The organism is Pusillimonas caeni (assembly GCF_003545815.1).
GTDB lineage: Bacteria > Pseudomonadota > Gammaproteobacteria > Burkholderiales > Burkholderiaceae_B > Pusillimonas > Pusillimonas caeni.
Map to the genome: position 1 here is coordinate 559,990 of NZ_PDUW01000002.1, position 18,488 is coordinate 578,477.

The 18,488-nt window shown below is 63.9% G+C and carries 18 protein-coding genes; 11 read left to right on the forward strand and 7 right to left on the reverse strand.

All coding sequences use genetic code 11. From position 1 onward, the window contains the following. The first annotated feature begins 203 nt into the window (after positions 1-203). Complete coding sequence (locus CSC67_RS06445; RefSeq protein WP_118993670.1) at positions 204-1,028, forward strand: sterol desaturase family protein; 825 nt, start codon at positions 204-206, stop codon at positions 1,026-1,028. A 6-nt stretch (positions 1,029-1,034) separates the two neighbouring features. Here CSC67_RS06445 and CSC67_RS06450 read toward each other — a convergent pair whose 3' ends face one another. After that, positions 1,035-1,793 carry a GntR family transcriptional regulator gene (locus CSC67_RS06450; RefSeq protein ID WP_118993671.1) on the reverse strand — a complete coding sequence of 253 codons (759 nt, stop codon included), beginning with the start codon at positions 1,791-1,793 and terminating at the stop codon, positions 1,035-1,037. A gap of 124 nt (positions 1,794-1,917) precedes the next feature. On the opposite strand from CSC67_RS06450, the gene CSC67_RS06455 reads away from it, so the two are divergent. Further along, positions 1,918-3,171: an iron-containing alcohol dehydrogenase gene (locus tag CSC67_RS06455; RefSeq protein ID WP_118993672.1), complete on the forward strand. Its 1,254-nt coding sequence runs from the start codon at positions 1,918-1,920 to the stop codon at positions 3,169-3,171. Positions 3,172-3,610: 439 nt separating this feature from the next. Here CSC67_RS06455 and trpE read toward each other — a convergent pair whose 3' ends face one another. The 3 genes from trpE to rpe all read right to left on the reverse strand — a co-directional run bounded on the left by trpE (position 3,611) and on the right by rpe (position 6,767). Next, the gene (gene trpE, locus CSC67_RS06460) at positions 3,611-5,131 is read right to left on the reverse strand and encodes an anthranilate synthase component I (RefSeq protein WP_118993673.1); all 1,521 of its coding nucleotides are present in this window, start codon (positions 5,129-5,131) and stop codon (positions 3,611-3,613) included. A 253-nt stretch (positions 5,132-5,384) separates the two neighbouring features. Further along, a complete protein-coding gene (locus CSC67_RS06465) occupies positions 5,385-6,053 on the reverse strand; it encodes a phosphoglycolate phosphatase (protein WP_118993674.1) in 669 nt (222 codons plus the stop codon). 12 nt (positions 6,054-6,065) lie between these two features. Then, entirely contained in the window at positions 6,066-6,767 is a 702-nt protein-coding gene (gene rpe / locus CSC67_RS06470; protein ID WP_118993675.1) for a ribulose-phosphate 3-epimerase, read from the reverse strand. Positions 6,768-6,884: 117 nt separating this feature from the next. Between rpe and apaG the strand changes: the two genes are divergently transcribed. From apaG to CSC67_RS06490, 4 genes are all read left to right on the forward strand, one after another. Beyond that, entirely contained in the window at positions 6,885-7,259 is a 375-nt protein-coding gene (gene apaG / locus CSC67_RS06475) for a Co2+/Mg2+ efflux protein ApaG (protein ID WP_118993676.1), read from the forward strand. 66 nt (positions 7,260-7,325) lie between these two features. Beyond that, positions 7,326-8,618, forward strand: coding sequence for a murein transglycosylase A (mltA, locus tag CSC67_RS06480; RefSeq protein ID WP_118993677.1), 1,293 nt, complete (start codon positions 7,326-7,328; stop codon positions 8,616-8,618). Then, a complete protein-coding gene (locus CSC67_RS06485) occupies positions 8,615-9,796 on the forward strand; it encodes an FAD-dependent monooxygenase (RefSeq protein ID WP_167752777.1) in 1,182 nt (393 codons plus the stop codon). The genes mltA and CSC67_RS06485 overlap by 4 nt, the downstream gene beginning before the upstream one ends. A gap of 72 nt (positions 9,797-9,868) precedes the next feature. Continuing rightward, positions 9,869-10,843 carry a DsbC family protein gene (locus CSC67_RS06490; RefSeq protein WP_245220147.1) on the forward strand — a complete coding sequence of 325 codons (975 nt, stop codon included), beginning with the start codon at positions 9,869-9,871 and terminating at the stop codon, positions 10,841-10,843. Positions 10,844-10,891: 48 nt separating this feature from the next. Here CSC67_RS06490 and CSC67_RS06495 read toward each other — a convergent pair whose 3' ends face one another. After that, on the reverse strand, positions 10,892-11,998 hold the full coding sequence (locus tag CSC67_RS06495; protein ID WP_245220164.1) for an ABC transporter substrate-binding protein: 1,107 nt from the start codon (positions 11,996-11,998) through the stop codon (positions 10,892-10,894). Between the two features lie 130 nt (positions 11,999-12,128). Continuing rightward, positions 12,129-13,220: an aromatic ring-hydroxylating dioxygenase subunit alpha gene (locus CSC67_RS06500; protein ID WP_118993680.1), complete on the reverse strand. Its 1,092-nt coding sequence runs from the start codon at positions 13,218-13,220 to the stop codon at positions 12,129-12,131. A gap of 191 nt (positions 13,221-13,411) precedes the next feature. On the opposite strand from CSC67_RS06500, the gene CSC67_RS06505 reads away from it, so the two are divergent. After that, positions 13,412-14,113 carry a TetR/AcrR family transcriptional regulator gene (locus CSC67_RS06505; protein ID WP_245220148.1) on the forward strand — a complete coding sequence of 234 codons (702 nt, stop codon included), beginning with the start codon at positions 13,412-13,414 and terminating at the stop codon, positions 14,111-14,113. On the opposite strand, the gene CSC67_RS06510 is transcribed toward CSC67_RS06505, so the two are convergent. Beyond that, entirely contained in the window at positions 14,110-15,036 is a 927-nt protein-coding gene (locus CSC67_RS06510; protein WP_118993681.1) for a LysR family transcriptional regulator, read from the reverse strand. The genes CSC67_RS06505 and CSC67_RS06510 overlap by 4 nt on opposite strands. Positions 15,037-15,322: 286 nt before the next feature. Here CSC67_RS06510 and CSC67_RS06515 point away from each other — a divergent pair, with 286 nt between their 5' ends. From CSC67_RS06515 to CSC67_RS06530, 4 genes are all read left to right on the forward strand, one after another. Further along, the gene (locus CSC67_RS06515; RefSeq protein ID WP_118993682.1) at positions 15,323-16,312 is read left to right on the forward strand and encodes a 2Fe-2S iron-sulfur cluster-binding protein; all 990 of its coding nucleotides are present in this window, start codon (positions 15,323-15,325) and stop codon (positions 16,310-16,312) included. Between the two features lie 65 nt (positions 16,313-16,377). Then, positions 16,378-17,640: an aromatic ring-hydroxylating dioxygenase subunit alpha gene (locus CSC67_RS06520; RefSeq protein ID WP_118993683.1), complete on the forward strand. Its 1,263-nt coding sequence runs from the start codon at positions 16,378-16,380 to the stop codon at positions 17,638-17,640. A gap of 6 nt (positions 17,641-17,646) precedes the next feature. Then, positions 17,647-18,117 (forward strand): aromatic-ring-hydroxylating dioxygenase subunit beta, encoded by a 471-nt coding sequence (locus CSC67_RS06525; RefSeq protein WP_118993684.1) that lies wholly within the window; start codon positions 17,647-17,649, stop codon positions 18,115-18,117. Between the two features lie 46 nt (positions 18,118-18,163). Further along, positions 18,164-18,475, forward strand: coding sequence for a non-heme iron oxygenase ferredoxin subunit (locus CSC67_RS06530; protein ID WP_118993685.1), 312 nt, complete (start codon positions 18,164-18,166; stop codon positions 18,473-18,475). The last annotated feature ends 13 nt before the right edge of the window (positions 18,476-18,488 follow it).

Here is an 18,488-nt window from a genome sequence, read left to right on the forward strand (position 1 = left end):
ATGACTGATATACACAGCAGGAAAACCCTTAGGGAAACGAGGTAATTGTAACGATATGGATATCTATACAATACCAATTGACCCTTCAATAGGATGCATCTAATATATCAGTAATGTTTCACTATAGCGGCATGCGTCCGCCCAATGCTGAACGTCGAACGCCCGAGGCTTCGGGCCAAATGGATACGAGACGGGAGACAGTCATGAAGATCCGAGAACGGCAGATGAAATTCCGCGAGGAATACAAGGCCAACATCAGCCCTTTCTATAACGGCATCGTGCACATTACGGTGATGTACGCCGCCGGCATCGCGGCCATCTGGTACTGTGTGTCACAGCTGCAGAACGCCGGCTGGGAATGGCTGCTGGTGATTCCGGTGTTTTTGCTGGGCAATCTGTTCGAATGGTTCATGCACAGCTATGTCATGCACAAGCGCATCAACGTGTTCGGCCTGCGGGCCATCTACCAGCGCCATACGCGCGAGCATCATCAGTACTTCACCGATCAATTGGCCACCATCGACGGCACACGGGAGTTCCGCATTGTGTTCTTTCCCTGGCGGCTGCTGCTGATACTGGGCGTGGCGGGCTCGGTGTTCGGCTACATTGCTTCGCTGATATTCAACCCCAACGCGGGCTACATCGTGTTCATCACCATGGTGGGCATGTACCTTACCTACGAGACCTTCCATTACTGCTGCCATGTGCACGAGAACTGGTTCGTGCGCAACATGCCCTTCATCAACACCATCCGCAGGCACCACACGGCGCATCACAACATGGGCATCATGATGAAGTACAACATGAACCTCACCTTTCCCATTGCGGACTGGCTCATGGGCACTTCCGATCTGCGCCGCGGGCTGCTGGGGCACCTGTTCAACGGCTACAGCGACAAGCACGTCAAAGAAGAGCTCAAGCCCATCATCAACCGCTTCCGCGAAGAGGCATCGGTCACGCTGGATGGGCCGGTGCTGACGCCCGAAGAGGAAGCGACCCTGGCCAAAGCGCTGGCGGCCCGTGGCTGAACCTGATTAGAAATCGTAGGTAAGCGTGGACTTGGCGAAGGCCTCGATGTTGTCCAGCAGCTTGTCCAGCGCATGGCCGGCGGCGTCGACGTCGCCCTTGCCGATGGCGTCGGCAACCGCCGCGTGCAGCTGGGCCGTTTCGGAAAGGTCGGCCACCTGCTTGTAGTGGCAGTACCAGAAACGGCGCGACAGGCCGTGCATCAGCCGCATGGCGCCTTCCGAGAATTCATTGCGCGCCGCGATCAGCGACAGTTCGTTGAACTGCTTGTCGGCGCGAATGAAGGTGATGTCGTCGTTTTCGTCGGCCGAGCGCAGGAAGGCGTCGCGCAGGTGAAGAAAGGTTTCTCGTTCTTCGGGAGTGGCCCGGCGGGCGGCGCTGCGGCAGATCAGGCGCTCGACCTCGCGGCGGGTCTCGAGCAGGCGAAGCTGCTTGCGCAGGTCGATGTGGGGCACCAGCAGGCCGCGCTGGGGCAGCACCTGCAGCAGATGTTCGCGCGCCAGGCGCTGAATGGCCTCGCGTATGGGGGTGCGTCCGATGTTGAGCATATTGCTCAGGGTCAGCTCGGAAACCGCGGTGCCGGGTGGAATGCGCAGCGTGACGATGGCTTCTTCGAGCCGTTCGTAGGCGATGTCGGTGAGGGTGCGCTTGGGTTCGGCGACATTGAGTTCGTCGGGCACCGGCGAGAGCTCGGGAGTTTTGGAGGCTGCCGGCTTGCGGGCGGCTTTGCGGGAAGCGGGGGCTTTTTTTGCTGGGGAACGATTCATCAGGCGCGGGGCGCTTTGGCCGGCTTGTAATTGCGATGCCCGGATGCCGCACCAGGCGGCCGGGGCAACTGAATGCTGATTAATATATCACTTGTATGGAAGATGTTCCACGGGGGTTCGGTTCATGAGAAGCAATGATGTGATTCATTTTTGCCCGCCCGCGCGGGTGGTGATCGGATGCGGCAGCCGCGCGCAGCTGCCGCAACTGCTGCGGCGGCTGGGCTACCGGCAAGGCGTGCTGGTGACGGACGAGTACTTCACTCATCATACGCCCTGGGTGCGCGAATATGTCGAGGCGGCGAAGGGCTGCGGAATCCGGACGGTGGTGTACGACGGGGGCATGCCCGACCCGACGACGACGTTGTGCGATGCCGCCACCCGCGCCCTGCTGGAGCAGTTGGGCGAGGCGCGGCCGGACCATGTGATCGCCTTAGGCGGGGGCAGCAACATCGATCTTGCCAAAGCGCTGTGCCTGACTCTGATCGACGGGTCGCCGATCAAGGGCTTCGTGGGCGCCATGGCGCAAGCGCCGCGCTGCCTGCCTCTGGTGGCGGTGCCGACGACGGCGGGCACGGGTTCCGAGGCGACGCCGGGAGCGATACTGGTGGACCCGGAGAACGCGACCAAGGTGGCGGTGATGGATAACGAGCTTCGCCCGGTCATCGCCTTGATCGATCCTGAGTTTACGTATTCGTGCCCGCCTAAGGTGACGGCGGATGCGGGCATCGACGCTTTGACGCACGCGGTCGAGTCCTACCTGACGCTGGATTCTTTCGAGTTCGATCGCCAGGGCAATCCGGATCCGGGCTATAGCGGACGGTCGACGCTGACGATGTCGTTCGCGCGCGAGGCGATCAGTCTCTGTGCGCGTTATCTGCTGCGCGCTTATCAGGACGGCAGCGATCAGGAAGCGAGGATAGGGATGGCGTACGCGAGCCACTATGCGGCGCTTTCGTATGGCAGTTCGGGGTTGAATGCGGTGCATGGAATTGCGTACGCGGTGGCGGGCCTGACGCATAAGTCGCATGGCAGTACGAATGCGGTGATGCTGCCTTATGTGCTGGATGAGCTGGCGTCTGTGCGCCGGGCCGAGATGCTGGACGTGGCGCGTATGTTCGGCATCGATGACGGGGATGAGGATGCGGCGGTGGGGAAGCTGCCTGTGCTGGTTCGCGATATTGTGGCGCAGCTGGGTATTGCTCCTACGCTGGCTGAGTTCGGTGTCGAGCGGGGGCAGTTGCCCGGGTTGCTGGAGGATGCTTTGCAGGTGACGCGGCTGGCGAGTGCTTTTCCGGTTGCCGATGTGGCGGAGGCGTATGGGAGGATTATTGAGCGGGCGTTCGAGGGGAGGTTTTTGTATGAGCGGGCGGTGATTTGATTGTTCGCGATGTGGGATCGATGTTTTTGTTGGTGCCTTATTTGAGTCTATGGGCCCGCCCCGCGCCTCAGGATTTCGAGAATTGGGCCGCTCCGGGAGTCGCGCCTTATGGCTACGTTGATAGGATGCTGGTGTTCCATCACATCCAGGCCAGCCGAAAACGCAAGCCGCCGGAGGCGGGGCTTCTCAAGGCGGGCGTCGGAGGGCGCCGCGTGCTACCGAAGGGAGCGTGGGGGTAGTCGGCGAAAGCTGTCTGAGCTCCGAAGCGCGTAGCGCTGAGGGCGAGTTCTTTCGCCGCCCACGCGTACGAGGTAGACGCGGGTAGTCCGGCGAAGCCGGACCGCCTGACCGCCCGCCTTGAGAAGCCCCGCCTCCGGCGGCGTTTATGAACCCAAATCGGAAAACAACGTCATAAGCGGCTCTTTAAATAGGCGGCTCTTTAAATAGGCTCGTCCAGGCCGAACTGCACTTTCTCGGCGGCGCGCAGGACGGCGCGGGCTTTGGCTTCGGTTTCCTGCCATTCTTTCTCGGGGTCCGAGTCGGCGACGATGCCGGCGGCGGCCTGGACGTAGAGCATGCCGTTCTTGACGATGCCGGTGCGGATGGCGATGGCGACGTCCATTTCGCCGCTGTAGCTCAAGTAGCCGGCGGCGCCGCCGTATACGCCGCGGCGCACGGGCTCGAGTTCATCGATGAGCTCCATGGCGCGCACCTTGGGGGCGCCGGTAAGCGTGCCGGCGGGGAAGGTGGCGCGCAGGACGTCCATGTTGCTCATGCCTTCGTTCAGGGTGCCGCTGACGTTGGACACCAGGTGCATGACGTGGGAGTAGCGCTCTATGGTCATGGTGTCGGTGACTTCGACCGTGCCGGTCTGGGCGACGCGGCCGACGTCGTTGCGGGCCAGGTCGATCAGCATGACGTGCTCGGCGCGCTCTTTGGGGTCGGCCTGGAGTTCTTCGGCGAGCTGGGCGTCCTGCTCGGGGGTGCCGCCGCGCTTGCGTGTGCCGGCCAGGGGGCGGATGGTGACCTGGGTTTTCCGGCGGTCCGCTTCGGTGACGGTTTCCTGGCGCACCAGGATCTCGGGCGATGAGCCCACGACGTGGAAGTCGTCGAAGTCCCAGTAATACATGTAGGGCGAAGGGTTGAGCGAGCGCAGCGAGCGGTACAGGGACAGGGGCGAGTCGCGATAGGGCTTGGCGATGACCTGGCCGACCTGGACCTGCATGAGGTCGCCGGCGGCGATGTACTCTTTGGCCTTGAGCACGGCGGCGATGTAGTCTTCTTTCTTGAAGTCGCGCCGGCTTTCGGTTTGCAGGCTGGCGTAGGCATAGGGTATGACGACGGGGGTGCGCAGTTTCTGGCGCAGGTCCTTGAGGCGCTGGCGGGCCTGGGCGTAGGCCTCGGGTTCGCGCGGGTCGGCATAGACGATGAGATAGGTGCGGCCGGCCAGGTTGTCCACCACCACGAACTCGTCGACGTGCAGCAGCATGATGTCGGGCGTGGCGGAGTCGGGGCCGCCCGCGAAGGGCTTGGTGGCCGGCCCCAGGCGCGGCTCGATGTGGCGCACGGTGTCGTAGCCGAAATAGCCGGCGAGCCCGCCCGCGAAGCGCGGCATGCCGGGGCGCAGGGCGACCTTGAAGCGCTGCTGGTACGACTCGATGAAGGCCAGGGGGTCGCCTTCGTGGGTTTCGACGACCTGGCCTTTTTGCACGACTTCGGTCACCGTGCCGCTGGCGCGAATGACGGTCTTGGCCGGCAGGCCGATGAAGGAATAGCGTCCGAAGCGCTCGCCGCCCACCACGGATTCGAGCAGGCAGCTGTTGCGGCCGCCTTCGGGACCCGCATAGGCCAGCTTCAGGTAGATGGAAAGCGGGGTGTCGAGATCGGCGTAGGTTTCGGCAATGAGGGGGATGCGGTTGTACCCCTGCGCGGCCAATGCGTTGAATTCGATTTCTGTCATGGTGTTCTCGGTGTGGTGGGTCGGGATGCACCGCCGGACAGCAATCAAAAAAGCCCGGCGGCTAGGCGGGGCTCCGGGCTTTGCTTTGATAAGACCGCGACGCGTGAAGTGGACGGACCCACGCGCCGGGAGAATTGCCGCTACCCGGAGCACACACGCCACCAGCGCCAGGAGGCGCTGATGAATGCTTGCCGTGAAAGGGTAGTGGCCATGAATTTTGTCATGCTGTGCGGTTGAGTGAAGCGGGCCGGGCTTATTGCTGCATGGCCCATTGGGCCGCCTCGTCGATGGATGCCACTATAGCATCCGCATCCAGGTTTTGCACTCCCTGGCCTTCGTTGTAGCCGTAGGGCACGGCCACCACGGTCATGCCCGCCGAGCGGGCGGCCTGCACGTCGTTGCGCGAATCGCCGACGACGAGCGTGTCCTGCGGTTGGCCGCCGAGCAGTTGGCAGGCGTGTTGCAGGGGCATGGGGTCGGGCTTCTTGCGGGGACAGGTGTCGCCGCTGACGGCATGCTCGAAGAAGCCGGCCAGGCCGGTGCGCACCAGCAGGGGCTCGGTGAATTCGCCGGGCTTGTTGGTGACCACGGCCATCCTGGCGCCGGTTTCGCGAAATGATTTCAGGCCGTCGAGCACGCCGTCGTAGATCACAGTCTTGTCGCCGTTGACGGCATGGTAGTACTGATAGAACAGCGTCATGCCCTCGGCGAGGCGCTGCTGCTCGATGGTTTCGTCCAGGTCGTCGCTCAGCGCGCGGCGCACGAGGACTTCGCTGCCCTTGCCCACATAGGTGGCGACCACGTCCTGGCGCAGCGGCCGCAGGTGCATTTCCATGCGCATGGCGTTGACGGCGTCGGTGAGGTCGGGGATGGTGTTCAACAGGGTGCCGTCCAGATCGAACAGGACAGAGGTGAATCGCATGTCAAATCCAGATCAGATCGCGATGGTTGCCGCCCGAGCCAGTTCGGCGCGCATAGCGTCGATGACGGCCTTGTAGTCGGGCTTGCCGAATATGGCCGAGCCCGCCACGAAGGTGTCGGCCCCGGCGGCGCGGATCTCGGCGATGTTCTCGACCTTGACCCCGCCGTCGATTTCGAGGGCGATGGGCCGGCCGCCGCCGTTCTGCCACAGGTCGATGCGCTGGCGGGCCTGGCGCAGCTTGCGCAGGGTGGACGGGATGAAGCTTTGACCCCCGTAGCCCGGGTTGACCGACATCAGCAGGATGACGTCGAGCTTGTCCATGACATAGTCCAGGTGGTGCAGCGGGGTGGCCGGGTTGAACACCAGGCCGGCCTTGCAGCCATGCTCTTTGATCAGCGCCAGCGTGCGGTCGGGGTGGCGCGAGGCTTCGGGATGAAAGGTGATGATGTCGGCGCCGGCCTTGGCGAACTGCGGAATCAGGGCGTCCACCGGTTCCACCATGAGGTGCACGTCGATCGGGGCTGTGGTGTGGGGGCGCAGGGCCTCGCAGACCATGGGCCCCACGGTGAGGTTGGGCACATAGTGGTTGTCCATCACGTCCAGGTGTATCCAGTCGGCCCCGGCGGCGACGACGTCGCGCACCTCTTCGCCCAGGCGGGCGAAGTCGGCGGCCAGCAGGCTGGGGGCGATTCGAGTGACGGGTGCGGTGGTCATGAGCGTAAACTAGATCCGTTGTTCAACTACGATAAAGGTCGATTCAGTGCCATTATTGCAGTTTGGCGTGGAATTGGCTGGCGGCTGCCGGCGCAGCGCCTCCTTTCGGAACCCTACATGAAGCCCTACGACATCTCGGTCAGCGTGACCCCGCAGTATCTGCCTGAACAATCCGAGCCCAACCAAGAGCAGTTCATGTTCGCCTACACCGTGCGCATCACCAATAATGGCGAACAGGCCGTCCAGGTGATCAGCCGGCACTGGATCATCACCGATGCCGAACAGAAGGTGCAAGAGGTTCGCGGCCTGGGCGTGGTGGGCCAGCAGCCCCTGCTGGCGCCCGGCGAAACATTCGAATACACCAGCGGTTGTCCGCTGCCCACCCCTTTCGGTACCATGCGTGGCACATATCATTGCGTGGGCGATAATGGCATACCTTTCGAGGTGCCCATAGCCGAATTCGTGCTGGCCATGCCCCGCACCCTGCACTAGGCCTTCGGGCCTTTGCGCCGCCCGTCCGCGGCGGCGGCCGTCCAAAGTATTTCGTCCCGGAGTCCTATGAGTCTGAGTCGCACCCAGTCCTTGCTTTCCCTTTCCCTGCTGGCATTCCTGGCGGCCTGCAGCACCGTGACGCCCGACGTCGAACAGGCCGGCGCGCCGGAACAGCCCGCCCAGGACATTGCCCTGCAGCCGCTTTCGGTGCCGCCGCTGGCCGCGCTGCCGGAGACGCCGCCGCGTGCGCTCGAAGGCAAGTTCGTCCCGGTCGGCTGGGGAGCCTTGCCCGGCTGGCAGGCCGACGACCTGTCGCTGGTCTGGAAGGCCTTCATCAATAACTGCAAGGGCCTGATGCGGCCGGTGTCCGGCTCGCTGGCCCTGCCGGCCCGAGCGGCGCCGCGCGCCTGGCAGCCGGTGTGCGCGGCGGCCCAGCAGGCCGGTTTTTCGGACGATGCGGGCTCGGCCCAGGTGCGAAGCTTTCTTGAAGCCCATCTGCAGCCCTGGCGCCTGGCCGATGCCGCGGGCAAGCCCGCCAAGAACACCGTCACCGGCTATTACGAGCCCTTGATCCGTGCTTCCCGCAAGCGCACGGGCCCGTACCAGTGGCCGCTCCACGCCCCGCCCGCCGACCTGCTGACGGTCGACCTGGGGTCGGTCTATCCCGAACTGGCCGGCAAGCGCGTCCGCGGCAAGCTGCAGGGCAACCGCGTGGTGCCCTACGACACCCGCGCCCAGATTTCCAGCTCGGACAAGCAGCCGCCCGTCATTGTCTGGGCGGACGACCCGGTCGAGGCCTTCTTCCTGCAGATACAGGGATCGGGGCGCGCCCAGCTCGACGACGGCAGCATGATCCGGCTGGCCTACGCCGACCACAACGGCAGGCCCTACGCGTCCATCGGCAAGTGGCTGGCCGAAAAGGGCGAGATGACGCTGGCCCAGACTTCCATGCAGAACATCAAGGCCTGGGCGCAGCGCAATCCCGGCCGGGTGCAGGAGATGCTCAACGCCAATCCGGCCATGGTGTTCTTCCGCGAAGAACAGATTGTCGATCCGGAGTTGGGGCCCAAGGGAGCCTACAGCATCCCGCTGATCGGCGAGCGCTCCGTCGCCATAGACACGCGTTTCGTCCCCCTGGGTACGCCGGTCTACCTGGCCACCCAGTATCCCGCTTCGAGCCAGCCCTTGCGGCGCCTGGTCTTCGCCCAGGATACCGGCGCGGCCATCAAGGGCGCGGCGCGCACCGACTTCTATTGGGGCTTTGGCGACGAGGCGGGCGCCAAGGCCGGCCGCATGAAGCAGCAGGGCGAGATGTGGGTGTTGTGGCCCAAGCAGGCCGGGGCCCCGGCGGCGCGATGAGTACCGGCCAGATCGTCGTCTGCGGTACCGGCATAGTCGGCCTGGCCGCCGCGCTGGGCCTGGCCCGCGATGGCCAGAAGGCCGTGCTGCTGGGGCCGCGCAAGCCGCCCGAACCGGCCCGGCCCGACGTCTATTTTCCCCGCGTCTATGCGCTGTCGCCCGAAAGCCGGCGCTTTCTGGGCGAGCTGGGCGTATGGAACATGCTCGATTCGGCCCGCGTCACGCCGGTGGAGTCCATGCAGGTGTATGGCGACGCCAGCGGCCATGTGGCCTTGCAGGCGTGGCAGGCGGTCCAGACTGAAATGGCCTGGATCATCGAGTCCAGCGAGCTCGAGCGAGCACTGCACCAGGCGGTGCAGGTATTCGGCACCGTCTGGCACGAAGACCGCTTTTCGGCGCTGCAAAACGGGACGGTCCTGACTGAATCGGGCCGCAGCCTGCGGGCCGATCTGGTGATCGGCGCCGACGGCGCAAAGTCGCCGGTGCGCGAGGCGGCGGGCATTTCACACCAGTCCAGGCCCTATCACCAGACGGGGGTGGTCACCCACTTGACCGCCGAACTGCCGCACGGCAATGCGGCCATGCAGTGGTTCACTTCGGACGGGGTGGTGGCTTTGCTGCCCATGCCGGATACGTCCGAGGGCCATCAGGTTTCGCTGGTCTGGTCCATGGACGACGAGCAGGCCCGTGCGCTGCTGGCCATGCCGCAGCCCGAGCGCGACGCCCGCCTGCAGGCAGGGCTGCTGGCCGCGACGGGCGGCGCGCTGGGACGCCTGACCGTGCGCAGCGGGGTGCATGGCTTTCCCCTGTTCCTCGAACGCAGCGCCATGGTGGCGCCGGGCGTGGCGCTGGCGGGCGATGCGGCGCATCGCGTGCATCCGCTGGCCGGCCAGGGGCTCAACCTGGGGCTGGGCGACGTGGCGCAATTGCTCGCCACCTTGCGCGCCCGGCCGTCCGGCTGCGGCCCGGGCCAGATGAATCTGCTGCGCCGGTATCGGCGCGCCCGGGCCGAACCGGTGCTGGCCATGGGCCTGGTCACCGACGGCCTGCACCGCCTGTTTGCTTCGCACAGCGCGCCGGTGGTCATGGCGCGCAATGTAGGCATGCAGCTTGTCGACCGCCTGCCTTTCATCAAGCGCCGGCTGATAAGCGGGGCGTCGGGCGAGAGGCCGTGGTAGATGTTGCGGCGGCCAGGCGGGGTTCAGTTAAGATGCTGGACGAGTTTCAAGAGTAGAGGTGAAGACTTGCTTATGATTTCCGACATAGCGAACAGGCTCGGCGCGATGGCGCTGACGGCGGGCTGCATCCTGGGGCCGGCCGCGGCCCATGCGCAGGCCGCCAATGAACCGGCCGAGCCGCAAAGCGGGGCGGCGGTTCAGCAAGAAGGCCGGGCCGCGGACGCGCCGGCTGCGACGGCGGGCGATGCGTCCACCACCGCGGCCGAGGGCCAAGAGGGCAGGGAAGGGACGCCCGATGCTTCGGCCGCTTCCGATGCTGCGGGCAGCGGCGAAAATGCGGCGGCTCAGGGCGGCGAAGCCGCCGAGAGTCCGGCGCAAGCTTCCCCCGAAGAGGCCGCCGCTCGCATCAAGGCGGCATTCGAGAAGGAATTTCCGGGCATTTCGCTCGATCACGTCAAGCCGACGCGTTTCGCGGGCGTCTACGAACTGCGCATCGGCTCGGACCTGCTCTACACGAACGAGCGCGTGGACTATGTGATGCAGGGTTCGCTGATCGATGCGCGCAACAAAGAAGACCTGACCGCAAAGAGCCTGGACGAATTGATGAAGGTGGCGTTCGATTCGCTGCCCCTGGAGTCGGCGATCAAGCAGGTGAAGGGCGATGGCTCGCGCAAGATGGTGGTGTTCGAAGACCCGAACTGCGGCTATTGCAAGCGCCTGCATCAAACGCTCGACGGCATGGACAACTACACGGTGTATACCTTGCTGTTTCCGATCCTGTCGCCGGACTCGACGGTGAAGGCGCGCAATATCTGGTGCGCGGGCGATCGGGCCCAGGCGTGGCGAAACGTGATGCTGAAGAATGAAGCGCCGCCGAATGCGCAATGCGAAACGCCTATCGAGGCGAATCTGGCGCTGGGGCGCAAGCTGCTGGTGCGGGGTACGCCTGCGATTATCTTCGAGGACGGCACCCGGGTGAACGGGGCCTTGCCGAAGGATGCGCTGGAAGAGCGCCTGAACGCTGCTGCGGCGGCTGCAGCGCGTTGAGTTCAAGCCGGCGCTCACACCGCGTGAGCGCCGGCTTTCAGCTTTTTATCAAAGCTCGCACTGCTCGTGATAAGCGTCCTGGTACTTCTCGAACGGCGTGGCGATCGTCTTGAGGTTCAGCCGCCCCTTCTCGTCCTTGGCCACTTCCATTACGTGCATGCCCTGTATCGGGAAGCCGTTGTTGCCGAAACTGAAGCCGCCCCGCACTGACTCGAAGTCGGCCGCCTTCAGCGCCGCCATGAAAGCCGGCTTGTCATCGACCTTTCCGTCCACCTTGGCAATGGCCGAATCCAGCAACAGCGCCGCGTCATAACTTTGCGCCGCATAGTTCGAAGGGATGCGGCCGTACTTCGCCTCGAAGGCTTCGACGAACTTGCGGCTTTGCGCATTGTCGAAATCCGGCGCCCAGAAGCCGCCGCTGATGATGCCCAGGGCGCTGTCGCCGATGGCGGGCAGCGACAAGGCGTCGGTCACGAAGGTGGAGAGCAGCGGGATCTTGTCCATCAGCCCCGCCTGTGCATACTGCTTGGCAAAAGCCACGCCCAGACCGCCCGGAAAGAAGGCAAACACCGCATCCGGCTGGGCCGCCACCACCTGCGAAAGCTCGGCCGAGAAATCCAGCTGGGTCAGGGCTGTGTAGATTTCGTCGGCCAAAGGCTCTTTGTAGTAGCGCTTGAAGCCCTCGACGATGTCCTTGCCCGCCTGGTAGTTGGGCGCCAGCACCACGATGTTCTTCAGCCCTTTCTCTTGCGCATACTGCCCCACCGCCTCGGCGGCCTGGTCGCCCTGCCACGACGTGATGAACTGGTAGGGCGAGCACTGCTTGCCGGCGATCTGCGAGGGGCCCGCGTTCGAGCCCACCAGGAACACCTCTTTGTCGGTAATGTATTTGTGGATGGCCAGCATCTCGTTCGAGAACGAAACGCCGGTGATGATGGGCGTCTTTTCGCGCTCCACCAGGCTGCGCGCCACCTGGCGGGCCACGTCCGGCTTCATCTGGCTGTCTTCCTGCAGCAGTTCGATGGGCACGCCGCCCAGCTTGCCGCCATGCATGTCCAGGAACAGCTTGAAACCATCCAGCTGATCCTGGCCCACGGCCGCCGTCGGACCCGACAGCGTGCCGATGAAACCGATCTTGATCGGCTCCTGCGCCATAGAGGGCGAACAGAAGGCCAGCGTCAGGGCCGTGGCGGCCAACGCGCTACGTAAAGCGTATCTCACATTTGTCTCCTGGGACGTATGGTTGTGATATGTGTGGTTGTGATTATTGGAACGGGATGCCTGCTCAGCCGGCCGTCACCGGCTCTCGGGCGCCGGCGTGGCGCTTTGCCGGCGCCGCCGAAGCCGCCTGGCGCTCCTGCTCTTCGCGCACCATGCGCTCGAGCGTGCGGCGCATGCGCACCGGTCCGGCGTCCACCGTCAGCAGCACCGGCTCCAGATCCCAGAAATCGGCGTCGCCGATCGCTTGCTGCTGGGCGTCGATGATGGGCTTGTCCTGCACTTCGAAGGCGTAGCGGCGCATTGTGCGGAACTTGGCATCGTCTTCAGGAGACAGCTTGGTGCCGGCGGGCATGGCGGCCGCGAAGTGATAGTGGGTCGTGCGCTCGGTTTCGGGCGTAAGGATGTGGACGCCGTAGTACCAGCCGTGGTCGGCGCGCTGGCCGCCCACCTCGTGCACGCCCGAATCCAGCAGGAAGCAGCTGGGCGGAATCCAACGCATATTGGTCCACATGTCGACCGGCTTGCCGTCCTGGCGGTAGATCATGTCGAAGATGCCCGGCACCGAGACATTGGGCATCCAGCGGTTGCACTGGATGCAGTCGCCGTCCTGTTCCAGGGTCTGGTCGGCGCCCACCTGCTCGGGGCTGCCCAGATAGCCGTCGTGCAGATAGGTGATGTGGCTGAGATCCAGCAGGTTCTCGCCCATCAGCTCGTATGCGGCATCGATGTGCAGATGTCCGCCGCTGGTCTTGAAGCCCGATTCGGGGTCCAGCACGCTGTAGTCGGGAATCTTGGCCGGGTCGGCGGGCTCGTCGCCCATCCAGATCCACACCATGGTGTGCTTGTCGTGCACGGGATAGCTGCGCACTTTCGCCGCCGCGGGAATCTTGCCCTCGCCATGCGGGTTCTTGACGCATTTGCCGCTGCAGTCGAATTGCAGGCCGTGGTAGGCGCACTCGACCGCGTCGTCCACGATCTTGCCCAGGTGCAGGGGAATGAAGCGGTGCGGGCAGCGGTCTTGCAGGGCGACCAGCTCGCCGCCCGACTTGCGATAGAAAACCACCGGCTCGCCCAGTAGTTGGCGGTGAAACATTTCGCCTTCCTTGACGTCGCTGCTCCAACAGGCAACGTACCAGGCGTTCTTGACGAAGGCCATGACTGTCTCCTTGAAATGAGGTCGGTACTTTATGGATCGTATTGGGCGAAATTTAACACAAACAGAGTGCGCGGTTTGTTTTTATGTGCCAGAATCCGGGTAAACACGGATATCGAAGATATAATCGAATCACCGCGCCAAGGGCCGCACCCGCGGCCCGCGGCCGTCCAGGCCTGATAACGAGAACACCTATGGACGCCATGAATTCCCCCAATGCTTCCGCCGCCGGCGCGACCGCCGCGCCGGCTCCCGCCAAGCGCGCGCCAAGACGCTCGCAGGAGGACCGCAGCCGCGACGCCAAAGAGCGCCTGCTGGGCGCCACCATCGACGTCCTGATGCGCCGCGGCTACAACGGGCTGACCACCAAGGAAGTGGCCGGCACGGCGGGGCTGTCCAACGGCGCGCTGATGCATCACTACGCCAACAAGGCCGAGCTCGTCATGGCCGCCACCACCGCCGTCTACGACGAGTGCATCGTGCGCGGCCAACGCATCGCCCGCACAGCCGAGGCCGTGAAGAAGCCTCTGGAGGGATTCATTTCAGACAGCCTGAGCGTGTACTTCGACTGGCCCTTCCTGGCGGCGCTGGAAGTCATCATGGTGGCGCGCACCGACGACGAACTCATGAGCCGCATCAAGCCCGTCATGGAGCATTACCGCCAGACCACCAACGCCCTATGGCTGGACGTCTTCAAGAAAGCCGGCTATACGCCCAGGCAGGCTCGCACCATACTGAATCTCACCCTGAACATGACGCGCGGCATGGCCGTCAATCGCATGTGGCAACACGACGACCGCTACTACCAGACGCTGCTGAAAGAGTGGGTGAAGATCATCGACGAGCAGTTTCCGCTCAAGAACCCGGGTGCGAAGGCCGGCCGGGCGGCGGGCTAGCTCCCCCGCTCCGGCACGTTCAGCGAAGTGGAGAACAGCTCGAAAATAAGCTGCCGCAGCCACTGGTTCCCCGGTTCTTTGTGAAACTTCGCGTGCCAGAACAGATTGATGCCGATCCGGGGCAGCTCCACCGGGTGGTCCACATAGCGTAGGCCGAACGGCTCCGCGCAGCGCCGCGCATAGCGTTCCGGCACTGTCGCGATCATGTCCGTCGACGCCAGAATGTGGCCGATCGCCACGAAGTGCGGCACCAGCAGCCGCACGCGGCGCGTTTCTTCCGCGCTTTCTATGATCTCGTCCATCTTCGCGTGCCCCGTGCCGGCCGACACCACCACCACGTGATCCGCGGCGTAGAACTCGCGCCGGGTCACGCGCCGCTTGTCCAGCGCATGGCCGCGGCGGAACAGGCAGACATAGCGCTGCATGAAGAGCCGCTGCTGGAAGAAGTTGGTCTTCAGGCCGGGCAGCAGGCCGATGGCCAGGTCGACGTGGCCGGCCTCCATGTCGTCGCGCAGCCGGTCGGCGTTGCGCACCGTGCTGACGGTGACGCCGGGCGCCAGCGCTTCAAGGCGGTCCATCAGCGGGGGCAGCAATTCGATTTCGCCCAGGTCGGTCATGGCCAGCGTGAAGCGGCGGTCGCTGGTGGCCGGGTCGAAGACCGTCTGGTGCGACAGCGTGTTCTGGATGGTGCTGAGCGCGTAGGCGATGGGTTCGGCCAGCTGCAGGGCGTAGGGCGTGGGCTCCATGCCGCGCGTGGTGCGCAGGAAGAGCTCGTCGTTGAGCAGCACGCGCAGGCGCCTGAGGGCGTTGCTGACCGCGGGCTGGGTCAGCCCCAGCTTGTCGGCGGCGGCGGAAACGCTGCGCTCCATCAGCAGGCGGTTGAAGACGACGAGCAGATTGAGATCGATGTCTTTGAGATCCATGGCAGACCCTGTGTTATTCAGGTTATGAATTCGCTCCATTCACCATATTCTATATATTTATTGTTAAGGGCTATTTATACTTCTTGCAACAGCGCCACAAGCGCTTCGCCGCGGCCATCTTGCATGGCCACCCAGCCAAAAGCATCCAGGCAGACTTCGCGGGCGCCACAGCGTCACCCACTAAAAATGGCGAAGCTGCATCGAGACAAGCACTCACGACGATACGACGCGCCGCGCTGCGGGCTACGCATGCATGCCGGCATGGCGCGCCAACACGGGTTGATTGATGGAACTGCTAGTACAACCACTGGACCAGGCCCTGCCGTTCGAGTCGGGGGCCAACCTGCTGCAGGCGCTGCGCGACCATAATGTGCCGGTGTCCTACAGCTGCATGTCCGGCCGCTGCGGCACCTGTCGCTGCAAGGTCATCGAGGGCCAGGTGCTCGAGTCGGGCCGCGAGTTCAAGCTTACCGGCCTGAACGACGGGCGCTACGTGCTGGCCTGCATGAGCGTGCTGACCGAAAGCTGCACCATAGAAATCCCCGAGCCGGACGAGGTCGTGACCCATCCGGCCAAGATTCTCAAGGCCAAGGTTGCGGCCATCGAAGACCTGGCGCACGACATCAAGGGCCTACGGCTCAAGGCCTCCAAGCCGCTGGAATTTTCGCCTGGCCAGTACGCCACCCTGCAGTTCACCCCCGAGCACGTCCGTCCCTACTCCATGGCGGGCCTGGCCGAGGACGATACCCTGGAATTCCACGTGCGAGTGGTGCCGGGCGGCCGGGTCAGCGGCTATGTCGCCAACCAGCTCAAGGTGGGCGACGCCGTGCGCGTCAGCGGCCCCCTGGGCACCGCCTATTTGCGCGTCAAGCACGAGGGCCCCATTCTCTGCGTGGCCGGCGGCACGGGCCTGGCGCCGGTGCTGTCCATCGTGCGCGGCGCGTTGGCCCGCGGCATGCGCAATCCCCTTCATGTCTACTTCGGCGTGCGTTCGCCCATCGATGTCTACAAGGCCGATGTGCTTGAACAACTGGCGCGCGAACACGACAATCTGACAGTGCACATCGTTCTGACCGCGGGCGGCGAAGCGGGTTCTGCCTGGCGCCAGGGCCTGGTCACCGAGGCGGTCGAGCAAGACTGGGCCCGGCTCGACGGGTTCCGGGCCTATGTATGCGGCGCGCCGCCCATGGTCGAGGCCGCCACGCTGATGTTCACGCGCAAGGGCCTGGGCATCGAACATATCTACGCCGACGCGTTCTACGCGAGCGGCGATTGACTCACCGGGCGTCCACCCCCGGCGTGCCGGGATGTGGGGCCCTCAGCTTCTGCAAGGAGACTTCCATGAACAACATGCCTGCAGTTTTCCCCGAAGACCCTGTCTGGCAGGGCGACGGCTCGAGCCGCATTCCTTTCTGGGCGTACACCGACGAGGCGCTTTACAAGAAGGAGCTCGAACGCTTTTTCTACGACAACCACTGGTGCTACGTGGGCCTGGAGGCCGAAGTGCCCGAGCCGGGCGACTTCAAGCGCACGGTGATCGGCGAGCGTTCGGTGATCATGACGCGCGACCTGGACGGCGGAATCAACGTCATCGAGAACGTCTGCGCCCATCGCGGCATGCAGTTCTGTCGCGAGCGCTCGGGCAACAAGAAAGAGCTCGTCTGCCCCTATCACCAATGGAACTACAGCCTCAAGGGCGACCTGCAGGGGGTGCCCTTCCTGCGCGGCGTCAAGCGCGACGGCCAGGTGCAGGGCGGCATGCCCAAAGAGTTCAAGACCAAGGAAAACAACCTGAACAAGCTGCGCGTGGCCACCCGCGGCGGCGTGGTGTTCGCCTCGTTCAACCACGACGTCGAAAGCTTCGAGGATTTTCTCGGCCCCGAGATACTGGGCTACTTCGACCGCCTGTTCAACGGCCGCAAGCTGACGATCCTGGGCTACAACCGACAGCGCATCCCGGGCAACTGGAAGCTGATGCAGGAAAACATCAAAGACCCCTACCACCCGGGCCTGCTGCACACCTGGTTCATCACCTATGGCCTGTGGCGCGCCGACAATAAGTCGTCGCTGCGCATGGACGACAGGCACCGCCACGCCGCCATGATCTCCACCCGCGGCAATGCCCAGGCCAAGAACGAGGTCACCACCGGCGTCACCAGCTTCAAGGAAAGCATGGAGATCAAGGACAAGCGCCTGCTCGACATCGTGCACGAGCCGTGGTGGGGCGAGCCCACCGCCGTCATGATGACGATCTTCCCCAGCGTGATCTTCCAGCAGCAGGTCAACAGCGTGTCCACGCGCCACATCCAGCCCAGCGGCCCGGATGCCTTCGATTTCGTCTGGACGCACTTCGGCTTCGAGGACGACACCCCCGAAATGACCCAGCGGCGCCTGGTGCAGGCCAATCTGTTCGGGCCGGCCGGCTTCGTCTCGGCCGACGACGGCGAGGTCATCGAGTTCTCGCAAAGCGGCTTCGAGCAGAAGCCCTACCATCGCGCGGTGGCCGAACTGGGCGGCTACGGGGTCGAGGACACCGAGCACATGGTGACGGAAACACTGATACGCGGCATGTACGAATACTGGCGCAAGGTCATGGAGGTTTGAACGAAGATGGACATGCAGACATATATCGACTTGACCAATCTGTACGCCGAGTACGCGGCGGCGGTGGATGCCGAGGACTGGGAGAAATGGGTCAGTTTTTTCGACGAGGAGTGCGAGTACAAGGTGCAGCCGCGCGAAAATCACGAGCGCGGCTTCCCGCTCTCGACCATGTGGTTCATCAGCCGCAACATGCTCGAGGACCGCGTCTATGGCATACGCGAAACGCTGTTCCACGACCCCTATTACCAGCGTCACGTGGTCGGCGCGCCGCGCATCGTCCGCTTCGAGAACGGCATCATCGAGGCCGAGGCCAACTACGCGGTGTTCCGCACCAAATATGACGGGGCGTCGACGGTTTTCAATGTGGGCCGTTACATCGACCGCGTCCGGGTGGGCGACGACGGACTGAAATTCAAGTCCCGCTACTGCGTTTACGATTCGGAAATGATTGCCAACTCGATCATATATCCGATTTAATGAGCACTTTTTTAGATCAGGCGAAAAGGTAGAAGGAATAGAGCCAATGGCGAACTGGATCGATGTATTGGCGCGTGAAGACGTGCCTGAAGACGACGTGGTGGGGGTCGAGGCGCAGGGGCGGCAGCTGGCGTTGTACGACGTGGAAGGCGAGATATACGCCACCGACAACATCTGTACGCACGGGCATGCGCGCCTGTGCGACGGATTTCTGGAAGATCATGAAATCGAGTGCCCGCTGCATCAGGGCAGGTTCGACGTGCGTACCGGAAAAGCCCTGTGCGAACCCCTTACTCAGGATATTCGAGTATATCCAGTCAAGATAGAAGAAGGTAGAGTATGGGTCGAAATTGATTGACCGCCTGGTGGAA